Source organism: Porphyromonas crevioricanis (assembly GCF_900476255.1).
Lineage (GTDB): Bacteria > Bacteroidota > Bacteroidia > Bacteroidales > Porphyromonadaceae > Porphyromonas > Porphyromonas crevioricanis.
Genome location: NZ_LS483447.1, coordinates 351780 through 370042 on the forward strand (window position 1 = coordinate 351780; position 18263 = coordinate 370042).

Here is an 18263-nt window from a genome sequence, read left to right on the forward strand (position 1 = left end):
AATTTCTCTCAGGAGAGAAATTTGACCTCTCCAGAACGCTCTATTCATCGACATTCTGGAAGGTCAATAAGAACTCATAAAAAGAGGTGCATTCACTTGTCTCTATGATCTCCTTTTCTTCTGTTTTTCTGGATTTTATCGAGGAGTGAGTTTTTACAGAACTTATCTGTTTTAAGAGCGGAGAATAGGATATTATCTCTTCGTTTTTCTCTCCCTATTGACTCTCTTTTTGAGAGTGTCGTGGTGCACAATACTCACTGCATAAAAAAAAGCCGGGGTAACGAGAACGCATTGTCTCGTCACCCCGGCTTCACCATGGCGATGTGTCGTAATACGCAAACGGCTGTGTTACTTGCGACATTCGGCTTCGGTTCCATACTCCGGTATGCTCCCTTCAGCCTCAGTATTAGTGCCTTGCATTTTGCGCATTCTAACGCATCTAAATGGGGCTGTGGGCAAAATTAAATTTTGCCACAGCCCCGTTAGATTGATTGTTACTTCACGATAAGCTTTCTTACAGCTCCGTCTATCGTCAGCAGATAAGTACCTGCAGCTATCGAACTCAGATCGATACGAGCAAAGCCCTCTGCACTGGTTCGAGCAGAGATCAGTGTGCGACCATTCATTGACAGCAAGCGGATTTGAGCATCTGCATTGGCTTCTACCAAAACATAGTCAGTTGCCGGATTCGGATAAACACGAACACTTTCAGAAGCAACAGCTTCGACAGAGTCGTCCAAAACAAACCTTGCTACTACAGTAACATTGCTGTTTACAACGAACTTCTTCGTCTCAGTAATATTCTCTTTCCCGGCCAACAAGCTTTCTAACTTGAATCCCTTCGAAGGAGTCACTACTACTTCCAGCTCTGTACCAGCCACTACCTGAGAAGCCGAAGCAACAGGATTGCCCTGCATGTCTTTCAGGCTAACACTACCATTTTCGGTCGGAGCAACTACGACGGTATACTTTATCTCTTTCTGAGAGAATAGGGCTGTTACCTCCGTATCCTTTTCTACCTTGAATGCCTTTGCTACGAAAATATCCGTGTCATTAGCCTTGAGTTCTTTCAGTTCAAATCCTTCATTCGGAGTAGCGACAACAGTTATCATACTACCCTCTTCCACTTTTGAACCAGAAACAACTTCTTGCCCTTCGCTATTTTTCAGAACAATAGTACCATTTTCTGTGGCCTTCACAGTAACGGTGTACATCTTCTGAATAGGTTTGAAGCTGACAGTAAATATCACATTGTCATTAGCCTGATATGTACCTGTATAGGTACGGTCAGCTCCAACTGTCATGGCTACTGATGTTTCGCCAGCCATGACCTTATCCAACTCATAACCTTCATCAGCTACGGCTGTCAACATAAGCGTAGAGCCTTTCTCTACAGTAGAACCGGTAACAACTGCATCTGAACCGTTCTTCACAGAGAATTGTCCATTCTGAGGAGCTGCATAAGTCACAGTGACCTTTTCTTGTGGCTGTTCGGTCTTTTTGAAAGTAACAACAAAGGTTACACTGGCATTAGCCTGATATGTACCTGTATAGGTACGGTCAGCTCCAGCTGTCATAGCTACTGATGTTTCGCCAGCCATGACCTTATCCAACTCATAACCTTCATTGGCCACTGCTGTCAACGTAAGCGTAGAGCCCTTAGTCACGAGGTAACCGCTTTCGACATTCGCTTCGCCATTCTTAACGGAGAAAGTACCATTAGATGGAGCTGAATATTTGACTGTTACAACATCCTCAAATACTGCTTCCACAAGAGCATCGGCAGTGATAGTGAAGCTGAAATCCCAATCTTCAACCTTGAAATTCGTTACCTCACCACCCATAGTAAGCTTCAGGCTCTTGAGTCGGTCCTTGAGTGCATTCTTGGGTATAGCATCAATACTAACCTCGGTATTGGCGGGAACGTTGTTCAGATCTTCTATTTTTTCTCCTTCTGAATCGGTAAACTCAAGGGTACCATTACCGATTACATTGTGAGTAATCTTGAATGCATCGGGCTCTGGAGAAGCAGCTTCTTTGAATGTAGCGACAAAAGTAACATCCGCCTCAGCCTTATAGCTTCCCATGTAAGTACGGTCAGCTCCAGCTGTCATGGCTACTGACGTTTCACCAGCCATTACCTTGTCCAACTCATAGCCTTCATTGGCCACAGCTGTCAACGTAAGCGTAGAACCCTTAGTTACCTTAGATCCACTCGGCACATTGGTACTGCCACCATTTTTCTCAATGGTGAATATACCATTTTCCGGTGTCATATAGTTTACTGTTACTAGCTCATCTTTCTTTGCAAACTCCGCAGTAAACATATAAGTGCTTCCGGGCAGATCAAGCACATATTCTACAGTCTTTTGATCAACAGCCTTACTTGTTATATCCAAGGGAGGGAATCCATAAGTAAGCATCTTCAATGCATATCCTTCATTAGGTACAAGCTTGAATTGCAGCTTAGTACCAACAGGGACATTCTTGATATTGATTTGATCTTCTGTTTCTTCGATATTCAAACCTTCATTGAGGACAACGAACTTTCCTCCTTCTGCCTGTATAGTCATTTTGACTTTCACAGGCTTGGGATCGGCCTTCTTGAATGCGTAATTGATGACAGCATTCTCTGCCTTCATCGTGAATTGCCCCTCATACCTGATCGGATTAGAAAAGACTACTTTGCTAACCTTGATCGAGGTTCCATTCACTTTCACATACTCGGGAACATATCCATTCGCCGGGAAAACACGAACAGTCATCACTTCTCCGGCAGAAACAGAAGAGCCGTCTTCAACCGTTTCGGAATTGGAATCCAATACTTCCATACGACCCTCTCCGGCGTCTTTCACGAAGGAGATAGTGTAACCGGAAACTATTGCTTTTTTGAATGTAACAACAAAGGTTACATTGTCATTAGCCTGATATGTACCTGTATAGGTACGGTCAGCTCCAACTGTCATGGCTACTGATGTTTCGCCAGCCATGACCTTATCCAACTCATAACCTTCATCAGCTACGGCTGTCAAAGAAAGAGTAGAGCCTTTGTCCACAGTGGAACCGGTAACAACTGCATCTGAGCCGTTCTTCACAGAGAATTGTCCATTCTGAGGAGCTGCATAAGTCACAGTGACCTTTTCTTGTGGCTGTTCGGTCTTTTTGAAAGTAACAACAAAGGTTACATTGTCATTAGCCTGATATGTACCTGTATAGGTACGGTCAGCTCCAACTGTCATGGCTACTGATGTTTCGCCAGCCATGACCTTATCCAACTCATAACCTTCATCAGCTACGGCTGTCAAAGAAAGAGTAGAGCCTTTGTCCACAGTAGAACCGGTAACAACTGCATCTGAGCCGTTCTTCACAGAGAATTGTCCATTCTGAGGAGCTGCATAAGTCACAGTGACCTTTTCTTGTGGCTGTTCGGTCTTTTTGAAAGTAACAACAAAGGTTACACTGGCATTAGCCTGATATGTACCTGTATAGGTACGGTCAGCTCCAGCTGTCATAGCTACTGATGTTTCGCCAGCCATGACCTTATCCAACTCATAACCTTCATTGGCCACTGCTGTCAACGTAAGCGTAGAGCCCTTAGTCACGAGGTAACCGCTTTCGACATTCGCTTCGCCATTCTTAACGGAGAAAGTACCATTAGATGGAGCTGAATATTTGACTGTTACAACATCCTCAAATACTGCTTCCACATGAGCATCGGCAGTGATAGTGAAGCTGAAATCCCAATCTTCAACCTTGAAATTCGTTACCTCACCACCCATAGTAAGCTTCAGGCTCTTGAGTCGGTCCTTGAATGCATTCTTGGGTATAGCATCAATACTAACCTCGGTATTGGCGGGAACGTTGTTCAGATCTTCTATTCTTTCTTTTTCTGAATCGGTAAACTCAAGGGTACCATTACCGATTACATTGTGAGTAATCTTGAATGCATCGGGCTCTGGAGAAGCAGCTTCTTTGAATGTAACAACAAAGGTTACATTGCCATCAGCCTGATATGTACCTGTATAAGTACGGTCAGCTCCAGCTGTCATGGCTACTGATGTTTCGCCAGCCATGACCTTATCCAACTCATAGCCTTCATTGGCCACTGCTATCAAGGTTAACTCTGAGCCGGTCTCCACAGTAGAGCCGGTCTCAATATAAGTTTCGCCTTTCTTAACTGAGAAGGTTCCATTCGCAGGAGCATCAAAAGACACTTCCACTTGCTCTACAGCAGCCTCTTTGAAGGCATAAGTAATATTCGTAGCAGCCGACACTGTAGCAGAGCCTTCCAATTGATTAGTTCCGGCTATTGGATCCATCTCTATCTGAGCTCCATTGACTTTCACATAGTCCAAAACATTATTTCCTTGGGGAGTTGCCACTAGGAACAAATCTGTGCCTTGCAACACCATATCACCGTTTTTCACGGTTATCTGGCGACCATTTTCATCCAAGTACTTCACAGACAAGGAGCCTTCTCCTGCATCCTTGGCGATCGTGACAGTATATTTCTGAGGAGGTTCTGGGTCTTCGGAAGATTCTTTGAATACAACTTTCACCTTCAACTTGTCTTCCGAAATCATATTCTTGCCAACCTGAAACTTATACAGTCCCTCTGAGTTCGGAATAACTTCTTCGAGATTAACATAGACGTTTACAGACCAATTGGGGAGTTTGCTCAAGATCTCAACTTCCAATTGATCACCTATATTCACGTATTTACGTCCAGATGCATCTATCTTGGCTCCCTTGATATTGGCAGATTGATCATCACCGGAACCATCGTCCTCTCCATTATACTGATACTCCTCCCTCAACTCTATGTAATAAGAAGCAGGAGCATCCGGTTTGCGCTTAAATGCAGCACTAATGTCTTTTCCTCTGTCTTCCTCGCTAACAAGATGCTTTCCGCTGTAAGTTTGAGTAGCATCGCTATAGATCATTTGAACTGGCTTATCACCAACCTTGATATAGTCCAACTCATAACCTACATCAGCTCTAGCTTTTAGAGGCATTTCCTCTCCTGGCGAAAACTCCTGAGAAACACTCGTTACTCCATTTCCCCACATAAGTTCTCCGTTCTGTACGGAGAAAGCCTCAGGCAGATAAAACCGAATCGGCTGGACTTGCTTTTGTGCAAACTTGACATTTACAGTCAAGTTTTTGTACATGCGGACCAAGTCTCCACTTTCAAATGGAGTACCCGAAAAGGCAGAACCCTCAATATACTCAGCAAACTTGACCTCATACCCTTCATCAGGGAGAAGGGTAATCTTCACATTGGTTCCAGAGGCGACCTTAGTGATATCTGGGATATCGACACCTTCGGATGTAAATTTGACAGTCCCACTCCCCTCCTTATTAAGAGTAATTGCATAATAAGTAGTCTGTCCCTCTACAGAAAGAGGGGACAGAAAACCAAGCATGGAGAATAGGACAACTGCAGAGAGGATTAACCTCCAAACCAGTAATCTTTTCATACCACAAATTATTAATTAAACACTCAAAAAAACTCTCCCGAGAAGTAAAAGATAAAAAGGGAACGCCCTTGTTCAGAAAAAAACGAGAATAATCTCTAGGAGGGCGTCCAACTGCTTTTGCCAAAGATAAGTATTACTGTTGAGATTAGCAATGTTCTAAAAAAATAAAATTAAAGGTATCAATCAATTTCGCATTCTCTTTTTATCCTTGATATTCAGATCTTTCTATTCACATAACCATCTTATTATTCCCTTTCAGGCCCTCTTTTTCTTAAATCACAGCATCCCACAAGTGTTCAAAAAAAAGCAAGTCCATAAAAACAACTCTGTGGCACAAAAAAAGCAGAACTCCATTGACTATAAACACAAAAATGGGGCATCGAAACTTACAATTCCGATGCCCCATCTCGAAAAACATCAAAGCAAGATCTCTCTTACTTCACCACGAGCTTAGTAGCCTTATCGTTTACTACAAGCACATAAGTACCATTGGCAATAGAAGCAAGGTCGATACGCACGAAACCTTCTGCATCAGCGAGAGTTGCAAATACTACACGTCCATCAAGGGAGATGAGCTGCACGTTAGCAAGAGCCTCTCCCTGCACCAATACATAGTCGGACGCCGGATTAGGATAAACACGAAGACCAAATGCAGCAACTGTTTCAGAGGCTCCATCGTTAACAAAAACAGCTCTTACAGTAACATCTGCATTCACAACGAATTTCTTTGTTCTAGTGATATCCTCTTCTCCAACCATCAGCTTGTCTAATTTGTACTTATCTGCAGGAGTATCAACTACCACCAACTCCGTGCCGGCAAATACCTGAGAACCGGAAGCAATATCCTTGCCGGTTCTATCCTTCAAGGCGATTGTACCATTCTCGGTAGGAGCAATCGTAACTGTGTACTTAGTTCCTTCACCAGGGATAAATTTGGCAAAAATCTTATTTTCTCCCAATTTGACCTTGAAGGTCTTGACTTCCAGTACATCAACACCATTTGCAGTCAACTCAGCAAGCTTCCACCCGGCAGCAGGAGTTACACGGATAGCACAAGACTTGTCCTCATCCAAATCCAAAACTGGGAATCTATTATATTCCTCCCCGTCTACCTCTATTGCAATGGCTCCCTGTCCTTCAATCTCTGGTTCGAGCAAGAAACCATCTTCCGGAGCTGCAGGTTCCCCTTGCTCAAACTCGGCATAAATCTCCAAGCTCTTACTAACATAGAAACTGTAAATCTCCTTTGCGCTGGAGAGCTGGCCAATATGCAAAGTCTTCAGTCTATAACCAGCATCAGGAATTGCTCTTACGAAAAGAATTGTCTGTTTAGGTACAGCATTAGGATCAATACCCTTATTCAAAATCACAACCTTACCATTCTCACATTCCTTGAGAGTAATCTTATATCCTCTAGAGAACACAGCCGAAACTTCAGTATTTGCAGAGACTACAAATTCCTTACTAGCAAGAATATCTTCTTCATTCGCTTTCAGCTCTTTCAATATGTAACCTTCATTAGGGGTCGATACTACGGACACAACTATTCCTTCTTCAACTTGAGCTCCGGAAGCAATGTCTTCTCCTCCTTTTTTCTTGAGCGTAATAACACCATTATCTGATTCTTTTATCGTCACAGTAAACATCTGCGATGAATGAGCTTTGAAAGTAGCAACAAATGTCACATCTGCATCAGCCTTGTAGGTACCGGTGTAAGTGCGGTCAGAACCAAGTGTCATAGTAACTTCGGTTTGTCCAACCATCACCTTATCCAGCTTGTAACCTTCGTTTGCTACAGCTGTCAAAGAAAGAGTAGAACCTTTCTCCACAGTAGAGCCATTGGCAACATCGGCCTCTCCATTCTTAACCGTGAATGCACCATGATCAGGTGCAGCATAGTTGATAGTTACCGTTTCGATCACCTTTTCCTTGAAAGTAACAACAAAGGTTACATTGGCATCAGCCTGATATGTACCTGTATAAGTACGATCAGCTCCAGCTGTCATGGCTACTGATATTTCGCCAGCCATTACCTTATCCAGCTCATAACCTTCATCAGCTACGGCTGTCAAAGAAAGAGTAGAGCCTTTGTCCACAGTAGAACCGGTAACAACTGCATCTGAGCCGTTCTTCACAGAGAATTGTCCATTCTGAGGAGCTGCATAAGTCACAGTGACCTTTTCTTGTGGCTGTTCGGTCTTTTGTTTGAACGCATAAGTTATCGTAGTAGGCTCGGATATACTAAAACTACCCTCGAAGCCATCTCCTGCAGGAGTCATTTCAAGCGCAACATCATTCACCTTCACATAGTCCAGAGTGTAACCTTGGTTAGGCTTAGCCAAAAGAAAAAGATCGGTCCCTTCTGTCAACGTTGCTCCATTTTTGATTGTCCTATTATCTACATCCTTAACTGACAATCTACCATTCTTAACACCACTTTGTATTGTCAACAGATGCTTTTGAGGAGGCTCTGCATTGGGGTCATAAGTAAAAGTTGTTCTTACAACCAACTTTTCCTCTTTGATCATGTTTTCCGAAACAGCGAAGCGGAATCTCTTCTCTGCATCCGGATTGATTTGCACATCACCAGCTTTCACCACTACGCTCCATCCATGAGGGAAAGGATAGGCTTTATTGAAAGTAACCTCTAGTTTATCTCCAAGTTTTACGTACCTATAACCAGGGGTCCTCTTGGTTCCAGTCAAATTTGCCTCAATATCATCACCAAATTGACTATCACTCTCATCTTCCACTGATTGTGTTTCCTCTACAATGAAGATAGACTCTGCATCGGCAGTCTTTTTAATTCCGGCCGTGAGCGACTGGCCTTTGTCTGCCAAACTTACCGTATGCTCAGTTCTGTATACAAAATCACCCACTTTGCTCAACTTGAGAGCGACCTCTCCGAGTTTTAGCCACTCAAGTTCATAACCAGGTTTGAGATGGATCAAGTACTTTGCTTTCTCGCCAACCTCGAATTCTTTTGGTCCCTGGCCAACATTTCCATCATCCCAATAAAACCGTGCATTTGGGATATCAAAAGGACCTGGGAGGAAGAGGATAACAGTTTGTCCAGATTCTTCCATCATAACAACTGGAGCGGCTGTAGTCTGAGAAGAGTTTTCCAGCCCAAAAGCCGAAAAATTGACCGCCGAAAAAAGGACAGCACAAGAGAGAAGCAATCTCCCTAATAGTAATTTTCTCATGTCATTTTAATTAATTAAACACAAAACCTTGCCAAGAATTTTGTCAAGAACAAAGAAAGGGAACCACAATTGTCAAATCAATGCTCCAACAATAAAAACAAGGTCAAACAATACGTTCACCTTGCAAAGATAGACGATAAAAGAAATAATGCAAATCTTCATTTTGCCATCTTCAATTCAAAGAAAAAGAACAAAAATATTTATGCACAAGCGGATAAAATATCCAGTCAATCGGATCTTTCAGAGCTATCTCCTACTCTGTTGAAATTAAATGAACTTCACATTTCCGATCAAAATCAAGGATACAAAGATTCAAAAGCCAATGCGCAGGACGCTTGCTCTTATCAGCCAATCGCCCCACAGCATTCTTTGTATACATTTATCAAGATTAATGGCTAAATTTGTGGAGGTCATGAATAGTAACACCATTTCCATCGGGATAGCTCCCTCCATCAAATCCAACCGATGAAGACCGAGGGGGATCGTGGTGGGCTGGTAAAAACAAGGAAGGTTCTTTTATGGAAACACCAACAAACTCTCAGCAGGAGCTCCAACAGGCAGGCTCCGATCAGGAAAAGAAATCATTGCAACCAACAAGTGCGATCGCGGACACGACTTCGCTCAATGACAAGAATGCAGCCGAGCTGGTAGAAGCTTTGGCCGTCTTGCTGCAGGCAGAAGAGCTACCAGCCCGCACCGATGTAGAGGCCTACAAAAAAGCCTTCTACAGACGTAAGCAGCAAGTACTCGAAGCTCCTCAATCTCAGAATGAGGAGGGGGGAGAAAGTTTGCAAGACCTGAGCGAAAAGATAGAGGTGCACGAAGAACGCCTGAAAGACCTTTTGGCTAGCTTCCGAGAGAGATACCAAAAAGTGAAAGAAGAAGAGGAAGCTGTCAAGGCTCAAAATCTTGAGAAAAAGCAAGACTTGCTAACCAAACTCGGCGAACTACTTAGCAGTACCGACGAATTTGGGAAAATCGTAGCCGACTTCCGCCAAATACGTGAGAGCTGGGATGCTTTGGGGGCGATACCCGAGCAACAGGTCAATGAGATACAAAACAGCTATAACAAATTGGTAGAGCAATTCTACGACCTAAAGCAAATCAACGACGAATTCAGAGAATACGATTTCCGAAAAAACTTGGAAGCTAAAACGACTCTCTGCGAAGAGGCCGAATCCCTCTCCGAGCTCGAAGATATTGTACAAGCTGCTCGCAAGCTACAAGACTTGCACAAACAGTGGAGAGATCTAGGACCCGTAGCTCGTGATCTGCGGGAAAGCATTTGGGTTCGTTTCAAGGCTGCATCCTCTGTCATCAATAAAAAACACCAAGAGTACTTCGACCAGCTCAAGGCTGCCGAAAATGATAATCTGGAACACAAAGACACGCTCTGCCAAAAAGTTGAGGGGATAAAGATAGACGAGCTGACAACTCCTAAACAGTGGGAACAAGCCACACAACAGGTGCTGCAAATACAAGCCGAGTGGAAGAGTATAGGCTTCGCCCCCAAGAAAGAGAATGAAAAGATCTACCTGAGGTTCCGCGGTGCTTGCGACGCATTCTTCTCAGCCAAGAGTATGTTTTTCTCCAAAGTGCGGAAAGAGTATGAGGAGAATTATGCTCGGAAAAAGGAAATGGCAGAGGAGGCTGAAAGCCTGCAAGACAGCGAAGACTGGAAAGGCACCACAGCCAGACTCACCGAATTGCAAGCCAAATGGAAAGAGATTGGGCCGGTACCTCGTCGGCAAAGTGATGCTATCTGGCACCGTTTCCGTACAGCCTGCGACAAGTTCTTCAACCGCAAGAAGGAAGCAAATGCCGAAAGTGGAGCTTCATGGGCAGAAAACCTTAAACTCAAGTTGGACATCATAGCCCAACTCGAGGCACTCGAAGAGGAGCAAGACGAACAAATAGCCAGAGACAAATTGGCCGAACTCACCGCAAAGTTCCGCTCCGTGGGCTTCGTTCCTTTCAAAGACAAGGAGAAGGTACAAAAGGCATATCGGGTAATCACTGACAAGCTATACGATAGATTGCGTGTCAGCCGTAACAACAGGCGCCTAGAGGGCTATGGCTCAACTCTTGATGAAATGGGCGAAGGCAACAAAGGGAAACTTTTCAACGAAAGGACTCGCATGTTGCGCATTCTGGATAGGATGAAACAAGAGCTGCAAACTTATTCCAACAACTTAGGTTTCCTTTCCACAGACAGCAAAGGAGGCAATGCCTTGCTCAATGAAATGAATCGCAAGAAAGAACGTCTGGAAGAGGATATACGATTGATGCAGCAAAAAATAAAAATGATAGACGAACGCATAGATCAAACAGACGAATAGTACCAGCCAGCCAAAGACATATTGAAGCTGAAAAGTTGTCAGACAGGCAATATGCAAGCTGTATTCCCTAAAACAAAAGTCGCTCTTGGATAAGTCCGGAGCGGCTTTTTTTCACTCTACTAATGACACAGCCTACACAAGAGAATAAAAAGAGAAGTCTCTACTTAAAACACCCTCTACAGTCTATAAATAATCTACTCCTCCTTCACTGAACACAAAATTGACATGAAATACAGGCTGTCTTCCATTTCCATTCTAATTTTCCTTCTATCTCTCTTCTCTTGCATTCGAGAAAAAACAAGTGAGACCGAAACGATGCAGGACTCTATCCCTGCAGAAAGTTTGGAAAATTCGCCAAACGACATCGCTATAAATGAACAAAAAAAAGAACCTGAACCCGTTTTCCTGACAGCCCAAGACATACAACTCCGCCGAGAGCTACTGTTCGACAAATACATATTGGAAGACACTTATCCCTATCGAGACACTGTACGCTCCTTTCAATGGCAAGCTATCTGTGACAAGCTGGCTTTCATCGAAAATATGCAGCAAAAACCGGTCCAATGGGTAGTGTTCGAGAATTACAAAAACATCAATGGGGAGGCTCCCACTATCCTCAACTATACCCGAAATGAATACAACAGAATAACAGACAGCCTGGGAATAGAACGCTTTCAATCAGTCCCTCTTTATTCGCCCACAGGAGACATCGGCTCTCCCAAACTCTATGGACAGGATGGCACTCTGGCCAAGATCGTGGATACAGAAGAAGATTACTATCTCATAGAGCCAATACTTATCGAAGGACAATGGCTTGTGCCTAAGAATTATATTCGGGAGTTACCCGACAGCACAAGCTTCCAGCATATAGTGGTTGTAGACCGGATCCAGCAGAATATTGCAACTCTGGAAAGAGAATCTCCAGGCAATTGGCTTATACGAAGTACCAACCCGGCCACCACAGGGCGATTCAAGCCACCCTATGCCCAAAAGACCCCTCTCGGGATCTTTCTCCTGCAACAAAAAAAGAGGCGGATGCACTACTTTCAGGATGGAACCAGAGAAATCGAAGGGTATGCACCTTATGCCTCTCGTTTCACCAATGGAGCATACATCCATGGAATCCCGGTGGTAGGAGTAGACAATCCGATCAAAGAGCACAGCCCAACTCTCGGCACGACCCCTCGCTCACACATGTGTGTACGTAACAACTCCTCTCATGCAGAGTTTATATACAAGTGGGCACCTCTGAGACGAACCCTTGTGATCGTTATAGAGTAAAGCATTTCAGCAGCAATATTCCGGTCGTCCACCGGTAGCTCTCCACAAAAAAGACCATCACATAGCTTGGCAAGGAGAAATACACTCCTTTTGCTAAGCTACGTGATGGTCTTTTTCTATTTAAGGTTCAGAGGGACTGTTGCACAAGTTCCTCAAAGGCTATTTTGCAGCCTTCCTACCGGATCTTGCAAAACACGGCATCCTGCATGGATTCATTTTGCATCTCTCTTGATAACACCCGATTTGCTCTTGGGAGTAACCGGTGCAGATTTTGACGCCAAGGTTTTGAACTCAACTTTTGTCAACTTACCCCATTCGTTATCCGCATTCATACCCATGGCAACAGCATAATAAGAAGTGTTGGGGGTCAAGTTAGACCAAGTGAATTCATTATCTCCAATCTCGAAAGGCAGGTTAGGACTATCGGGAGGATAGATTGGTTGTTAATACTTATGACCGGAGGCCCAAGAAGAAATATCAATAGCCTGGGAGAGTTGGAAATGCTCTGCTGAGTACATGAGAACACCCGCTATGTCAAATATGCGAAGGGCATAAGACTTTTGCATATCCAATCCATTGAATTTGAGATTATTTCCATCCTCATAACAAGAGTAAGCAATATTGATCGGAAGAACTACTTCGGTATCAGTACTCTGTAGATCGGTGGAGAAGATACACTTCTCAATTTGTTTGAGAAGGTAAAGTCCATTCTCCGGAAGAGATCACCCTTTCTGCATTGTTACCTGCATCTTGCCTGCTTCAAAGGTAATCTTGTGCAGTTGGTGCAGATAAAAGACCTGCGTAGACTTGTTTTCAAGCCTTTTGATAACCAAAGAAGTAGGGTATTTACCCTGCCCATACGCACATGAAACAGTTAAGAGCAGCCCGAATAACAACAGTAACTTGTTCTTTTTCATAGGCAATCATATTATAAACATCCAATAACTGAGACAAAGTTCCTCTACCTTTGTGGAGATACTTTTTTATTCAATCATATACCAAAGCTTTGTTTTTTTGCATATTCCATTGCCAATTGCAAGCTTGTAGAGGATATTGATGACTCTCTGCAATTTCTCAAAAGAATTGGAATGCCCTTCGAGAGAAGCCTTTTAAGATATGTTTTACTATTTGATTTTACGTTTCTTTTTTTGGCCTCATTTTTTTGCTTAAATCAGGCTCTCTGAGGTCAGTTTTTTTGCTCTTTTTCGGTCTGCTAAGGAGTTGTTTTTGGCTAACACGGGAGCGAACAAAAATTCTCTCCTGTGAGAGGAAACTTTTTCTCCTGTGTTAGCAAAATTTCTCTCCTGTGAAAATTTCGACCCTCCAGAATACCGATGAATAGGGCATTCTGGAGGGTCGAAATTTAGTATATGAAACAGAGAATATCTATTCGTAGATACAACCTATTTCCTCTCCATTTCTTCGCTTTTTGTCACAGCCAAAATTTTACAAAACACATCACCTTAATAGTGCAAGATAATCACTGCAAAATGTAGACATCCGGCCAAAATCTCTATTCTTGGGGAACAACAAGCCCAACCTCCTCAGATAATAGCCAGCCATTCTTGCCATCCGAACTCTTCACAGCATACCAGCCCTCCTTACCTGCTTTGCGTAAATGCAGTTTGGCTCCTTCATGGAGGAGAGCAATAGTGGTAGAACTGCGATCCGGAGCCGTTTTGAGTTCGACTTGTGGGTACAGTACAACCGCATCTCTGTTGTCCCGGTAGTTCCGATAATTGTACCAAGACAGTAAGTTGAACAGCAAAGAAAAAAATAACATCAGGTTTGCGACATAAAAACCGATGCGTCTTTCTTTGCGGTTCCGTCCGAGTAGGAAAAACAAACTGGCAACGACAAACACGACCGCCGTAAACAGGCCCATCGCAATAAGCATACGCAGCCCCAAAAAGCCAGTTACCCGGTCGAGCAAATAGGCAGTGAAAAGGGGAGTCGGCTCTGTTGCATCTATTATTTTGCTGCGAGCCAAAGAGAGATTATTGGCAATATCCTTGTCGTAGGGATTCAAGCGTTTGGCACGCTCGAGCATAAGAATAGAAAGCCCATACTGCTTGGTTTGATAGTAAGCCGTACCCAGATTGTAGTAGAGTGCTGCTGTATGAGGATTATTCTGCAGCAACTGCTCATAGCTTTTTACTGCTCGCTCATACTGGCCTGCTGCATAATAGGCATAAGCCGAACTGTCCGAAGAGAAGATCGCTGACAATTCGTGCGGGGCAGCAGGCTCGGTTTGAGGTATAGAATCAGACTCGAAGACGTGGCCGGCTGTCGGAAGAGTTATAGAAAGGAGACTATCTCTCTGTGCCTCAATCGTATTATGTGAAGCACAAAGAAGAAGCATAAAGAAAGCGATGAGAGAGGAGCACAGGTATTTAGTTTTCATGGCTGAACGTTCACTTTTTCAGTTAGATCGATCAATTGAGCAGCTTCTTGATAAAAGTCCTCCATCTTTTTGCCCGTATCTACAGAGGCAAAGCGCGCAAACTCCAATTCCTGAATCAGAGCCTTCCAACGGGCAATCAAAGAGACTTCGGCTCCATATGCCTGCAATTTTTCTTCTACTTTGTCCTGCTTCAGGTCGGAAAGAGGCAGCAACAGTTTGTCTCCCAGATAGCCCCACAGCGCAGTAAGAAGAGCATCGTAGAAACTTCTCTCTTCTCCGGCTTGCATCCTGTTTCGGGCATTGGTCAAATGCTCAAGAGCCAGCTTGGCAGCTCGACGTTTGCGAGTACCGTCGATGTCGGCCTCCATTTTTCGTTTTTGTCTCACCAGAAAATAGCAAAGGACTCCCAATGACAAAACCAGTAGATAACAAGACCAGTAGAGGGGACTGAAAGCGAAAGCCGATCCGGGAAGAATGGTAGATCCATCAATCTCAAACCTTGGCAGAGAAGGCTCACGCCCCTGTAGTCGCACATTCTCTCTTGGAGCAGAAGAACCGGCAACGGCTGGGGCAAGCTCTTTCCCCTTTTTCACCTTTAGCTGAATAGGGTCCGTGGCAATCCTCTTGTACTTTTTTGTCGCAGGATCAAAAAAGACCATCTCTACTGGAGGCAAAGAGTAGCTCCCTACTCTGTTCGGCACTGCATAGTACTCTATTACTTTGCTGCCTGTACTGCCTCCTGCAGAAACTTGTATGTCGGATTTTGCTTTCGGATCATAAGTATCAAAAGACTCGGGGAATTGTATTTTGGGTTCTTTCAAGAGCTTAATATTGCCACGCCCATTTATTTCTACACGTACCGTCATAGCTTCGCCCGTGGCAGGTTGTTGAGGATCAACAGAAGCTTTGATCATATACTCTCCCACAGCTCCATCAAAAGCAGCTGGCTTGGGCAAAGGCAGAGGAATAACAGTCAATGCAGCAGGGGAGGTCTTGAGATGTCTTTTCAAATTTAAGTAACCGCCACGAGATGCATTCAAGAAGTCCTGCATCGGGTCTCCGGTGCTCTTCAATTTTCGTGGCAAAGAGACCTCGACCTCTATCTCAGCCGGTGAAATATTCAGTTGCCCGGGACGCTGTGCCAAGACAACCCATTGCTGCAGGAATACCACATTGTAGTATCGCCCGTTGTACTTCTCTATCACAAATCCACGCTCCGGTGTATCATAGACAGGTTGAGAAACAAAGCCCTCAAACTCCGGATAACGCACTGATTCCACCTGACGAAGACGCAACTTGGGATCTATGTACAACTTATAGGTGGCAATAACTTCTTCTTGCTCATAAGCCTTAGATTTATTCAGCTCGATACGGACAAAGACATCCTGTGCCCCCAAAGTCGGGAGCTCCTCTGTTGCCTCGGCAGTCTTTCCACCGTGATCTGTATTCCGGCTACTGCGTCCCTTATCTACTACTGCAATCTGTGTCGCTTTTGTACGCAAGCTTTTGTTGTCGCTCGTAACGACAGTAGCAGCTCCTATCGTAAACTTGCCTTTGCTTTTGGGGAGCAGTACATAAGTATGCGTATTAAGGGTCTCTGTCCTATTGTTCTCCCGGATCATCGCAACATCGGATGAAGCAAAAAGAATGTCGAAGCCCTCGAACTTGGGTGCCGAAAAGCGTTTTTCGGAAGCATTGCGTAACTCGAATACAACCTTGAATTGCTGCCCAAGCTCTACCGAAGAGGGAGCCGAAACCGTAAAACTGGTCTGGGCAAAAAGGCAGATAGGCAGGAAACAGATAAATAATAGGAGGATAAGTTTATCGCGATACATTACCAATTCTTTTTGCCTTTGGTTTGTTGTCGTTGTGCTTCTTCACGTTTTTGCATCTCTATCCGGCGGCGTGTCTTTTCTTCGTCTTGCTTGAAGGCATCCAATATCTGTTCTGCACGCTCTTTGTCTATCTCTTTCGGATCATTTTGGCGTTCTCCGTCCTGTGGTGGAGTCTGCTGTGGAGAAGGCTGTGCATTGGTGTTATTTTCATTTTGCCCTTCTTGCTGTTGCTTGTTTTGTTGTTGATTTTGCTCCAGAAGTTTCTTGGCCAAAGTATAGTTGTAGCGTGTCTCATCGTCCTGAGGTCTACGTATGAGTGCCTGCTTATAGGCTTCTACGGCTTTGTCGTACTGTTTGCTGCGCATCATCAGGTTGCCCATATTGTGCATCACATCGGCCTGACGGCTCTGAGACAACTGGTCGTTGTCAATTAGTCGTGCCAGTTGCTTTGTGGCTTCTTCATACTTGCTTTCGCTGTAGAGAGAGGCGGCTAAGCCGTAGATAGCCGGAGTGTAAGTACTGTCCACAGCAAGAGCCTGCCGGTAATATTCCGCAGCTTGTTGATAGTCTTGCCGAGAATAAGCCTTGAAGGCGGATCGGCTAAGCAACGTAACCGACTGCTGTGCCCACAATGTCGAGGCGGATAAGATGCACAGCAGTATTGTGCAGATAGGACGTATAGGATAGTGCCGAAAAATCATCTATCAAAGAGTTTGAATCGTGAGAAGAAACGGCTCTTGCGCTCTTGTATAAAAAATTCGATCAGCAAACAGAGGAAAGCTAAAGCGAGTGGATAGGCATAAATTTCGTAGTAAGAAGCTCCAGAAGGCATATGGATGTCCGCCTTTGGTAGTTTGTCGAGACGGTTGATCACTGCACGGGCAATAGAGCTCGCATTGCTCCCGACAAGGTAGATACCGTCTCCAGCCTCTGCTATTGTTCGGCACATCTCTTCATTCAATCGGGTGAGCACGGGTTGGCCGTCCTCTGCTTTCAGCACCTCGTCTCCCATAGGGATCATACCTCCCTGTGTCGATCCAATCCCGATTACAAAGGTGCGAATCCCCTGTTTGAGAGCTTTCTCCGCAGCAACTTTGGCATCCCCTTCTTGCGACTCGCCATCCGTAAGTAGAAGAATAGCCTTACCCACAAGTTCATTATCTCCGAAGCAGGCAGAAGAGGCCTCTATCACTTTGTCGATAGCGGTACCCTGATTGGAGATCATTCCAGGATCGACATCTTGTAACATCTCTTTCGCAACCGACAGATCCGTGGTGATAGGGATTTGGGTAAACGAACTGCCGGCAAAAACCATCAAGCCGACTTTGTTGCCATGCAACTCATCGAAGAGTTTGTTCAATATACGTTTGGCAAAGTCCAAGCGAGACGGAGATACATCAGTACTGTACATCGAGTTGGAAATATCCAGACCGATCATCAATTCATATCCTCTGCCCAATTCGTTTTCGTTTGTCGGCTTGGGTATTCTTGGCCGAGCAATTGCTATGATCAGAAAAATCATCGAGAGCAGAAGGAAAGCCTCTTTCCACAGTCGCCTTTTAGTAGAAGCCTCCGGCTTGAGCATTTTGATTCTTGGAATATCTGCATAGCGACGCTCAAGAGAGCGACGCCTCAAAAAAGAAGCATAGCACAGAGCAGCCAGTAATGGCAGTAAAAGCAATAGATATAAAATATAGGGAGAGGCAAATCCAATCATG

The 18263-nt window shown here is 44.4% G+C and carries 10 protein-coding genes; 3 read left to right on the plus strand and 7 right to left on the minus strand.

The window, feature by feature from the left end; translation table 11 throughout:
• Positions 1-494: 494 nt before the first annotated feature.
• Together DQN70_RS01650 and DQN70_RS01655 are read right to left on the minus strand one after the other, a co-directional pair.
• A complete protein-coding gene (locus DQN70_RS01650) occupies positions 495-5480 on the minus strand; it encodes an InlB B-repeat-containing protein (RefSeq protein ID WP_111759315.1) in 4986 nt (1661 codons plus the stop codon).
• A 434-nt stretch (positions 5481-5914) separates the two neighbouring features.
• Positions 5915-8686, minus strand: coding sequence for a T9SS type A sorting domain-containing protein (locus DQN70_RS01655; RefSeq protein ID WP_023941385.1), 2772 nt, complete (start codon positions 8684-8686; stop codon positions 5915-5917).
• 69 nt (positions 8687-8755) lie between these two features.
• Here DQN70_RS01655 and DQN70_RS01660 point away from each other — a divergent pair, with 69 nt between their 5' ends.
• The 3 genes from DQN70_RS01660 (at position 8756) to DQN70_RS01670 (ending at position 12306) form a co-directional block, all read left to right on the plus strand.
• On the plus strand, positions 8756-9085 hold the full coding sequence (locus DQN70_RS01660; RefSeq protein ID WP_036888051.1) for a hypothetical protein: 330 nt from the start codon (positions 8756-8758) through the stop codon (positions 9083-9085).
• Between the two features lie 119 nt (positions 9086-9204).
• A complete protein-coding gene (locus DQN70_RS01665) occupies positions 9205-11025 on the plus strand; it encodes a DUF349 domain-containing protein (RefSeq protein ID WP_023941384.1) in 1821 nt (606 codons plus the stop codon).
• A 225-nt stretch (positions 11026-11250) separates the two neighbouring features.
• Entirely contained in the window at positions 11251-12306 is a 1056-nt protein-coding gene (locus DQN70_RS01670; RefSeq protein WP_023941383.1) for a L,D-transpeptidase, read from the plus strand.
• 722 nt (positions 12307-13028) lie between these two features.
• Here the strand turns inward: DQN70_RS01670 and DQN70_RS01675 are convergent.
• From DQN70_RS01675 to DQN70_RS01695, 5 genes are all read right to left on the minus strand, one after another.
• A complete protein-coding gene (locus tag DQN70_RS01675) occupies positions 13029-13223 on the minus strand; it encodes a hypothetical protein (RefSeq protein ID WP_023941378.1) in 195 nt (64 codons plus the stop codon).
• 596 nt (positions 13224-13819) lie between these two features.
• Positions 13820-14710: a tetratricopeptide repeat protein gene (locus DQN70_RS01680; RefSeq protein ID WP_023941376.1), complete on the minus strand. Its 891-nt coding sequence runs from the start codon at positions 14708-14710 to the stop codon at positions 13820-13822.
• Positions 14707-16545, minus strand: a complete 1839-nt coding sequence (locus DQN70_RS01685; RefSeq protein ID WP_023941374.1) for a BatD family protein — start codon at positions 16543-16545, stop codon at positions 14707-14709. Before DQN70_RS01685 ends, DQN70_RS01680 begins: the two co-directional genes overlap by 4 nt.
• Positions 16545-17246: a tetratricopeptide repeat protein gene (locus DQN70_RS01690; protein WP_023936869.1), complete on the minus strand. Its 702-nt coding sequence runs from the start codon at positions 17244-17246 to the stop codon at positions 16545-16547. Before DQN70_RS01690 ends, DQN70_RS01685 begins: the two co-directional genes overlap by 1 nt.
• On the minus strand, positions 17243-18262 hold the full coding sequence (locus tag DQN70_RS01695) for a VWA domain-containing protein (protein WP_023936870.1): 1020 nt from the start codon (positions 18260-18262) through the stop codon (positions 17243-17245). Before DQN70_RS01695 ends, DQN70_RS01690 begins: the two co-directional genes overlap by 4 nt.
• Between the last annotated feature and the right edge of the window lies 1 nt (position 18263).

What these genes read in the sequence shown, in the direction of transcription:
- DQN70_RS01670 (WP_023941383.1), top strand. Translation starts at nt 11,251, where the DNA reads ATGAAATACAGGCTGTCTTCCATTTCCATTCTAATTTTCCTTCTATCT.
- DQN70_RS01665 (WP_023941384.1), top strand. Translation starts at nt 9,205, where the DNA reads ATGGAAACACCAACAAACTCTCAGCAGGAGCTCCAACAGGCAGGCTCC.
- DQN70_RS01685 (WP_023941374.1), bottom strand. Translation starts at nt 16,545, where the DNA reads ATGTATCGCGATAAACTTATCCTCCTATTATTTATCTGTTTCCTGCCT.
- DQN70_RS01695 (WP_023936870.1), bottom strand. Translation starts at nt 18,262, where the DNA reads ATGATTGGATTTGCCTCTCCCTATATTTTATATCTATTGCTTTTACTG.
- DQN70_RS01655 (WP_023941385.1), bottom strand. Translation starts at nt 8,686, where the DNA reads ATGAGAAAATTACTATTAGGGAGATTGCTTCTCTCTTGTGCTGTCCTT.
- DQN70_RS01675 (WP_023941378.1), bottom strand. Translation starts at nt 13,223, where the DNA reads ATGAAAAAGAACAAGTTACTGTTGTTATTCGGGCTGCTCTTAACTGTT.
- DQN70_RS01650 (WP_111759315.1), bottom strand. Translation starts at nt 5,480, where the DNA reads ATGAAAAGATTACTGGTTTGGAGGTTAATCCTCTCTGCAGTTGTCCTA.
- DQN70_RS01690 (WP_023936869.1), bottom strand. Translation starts at nt 17,246, where the DNA reads ATGATTTTTCGGCACTATCCTATACGTCCTATCTGCACAATACTGCTG.
- DQN70_RS01680 (WP_023941376.1), bottom strand. Translation starts at nt 14,710, where the DNA reads ATGAAAACTAAATACCTGTGCTCCTCTCTCATCGCTTTCTTTATGCTT.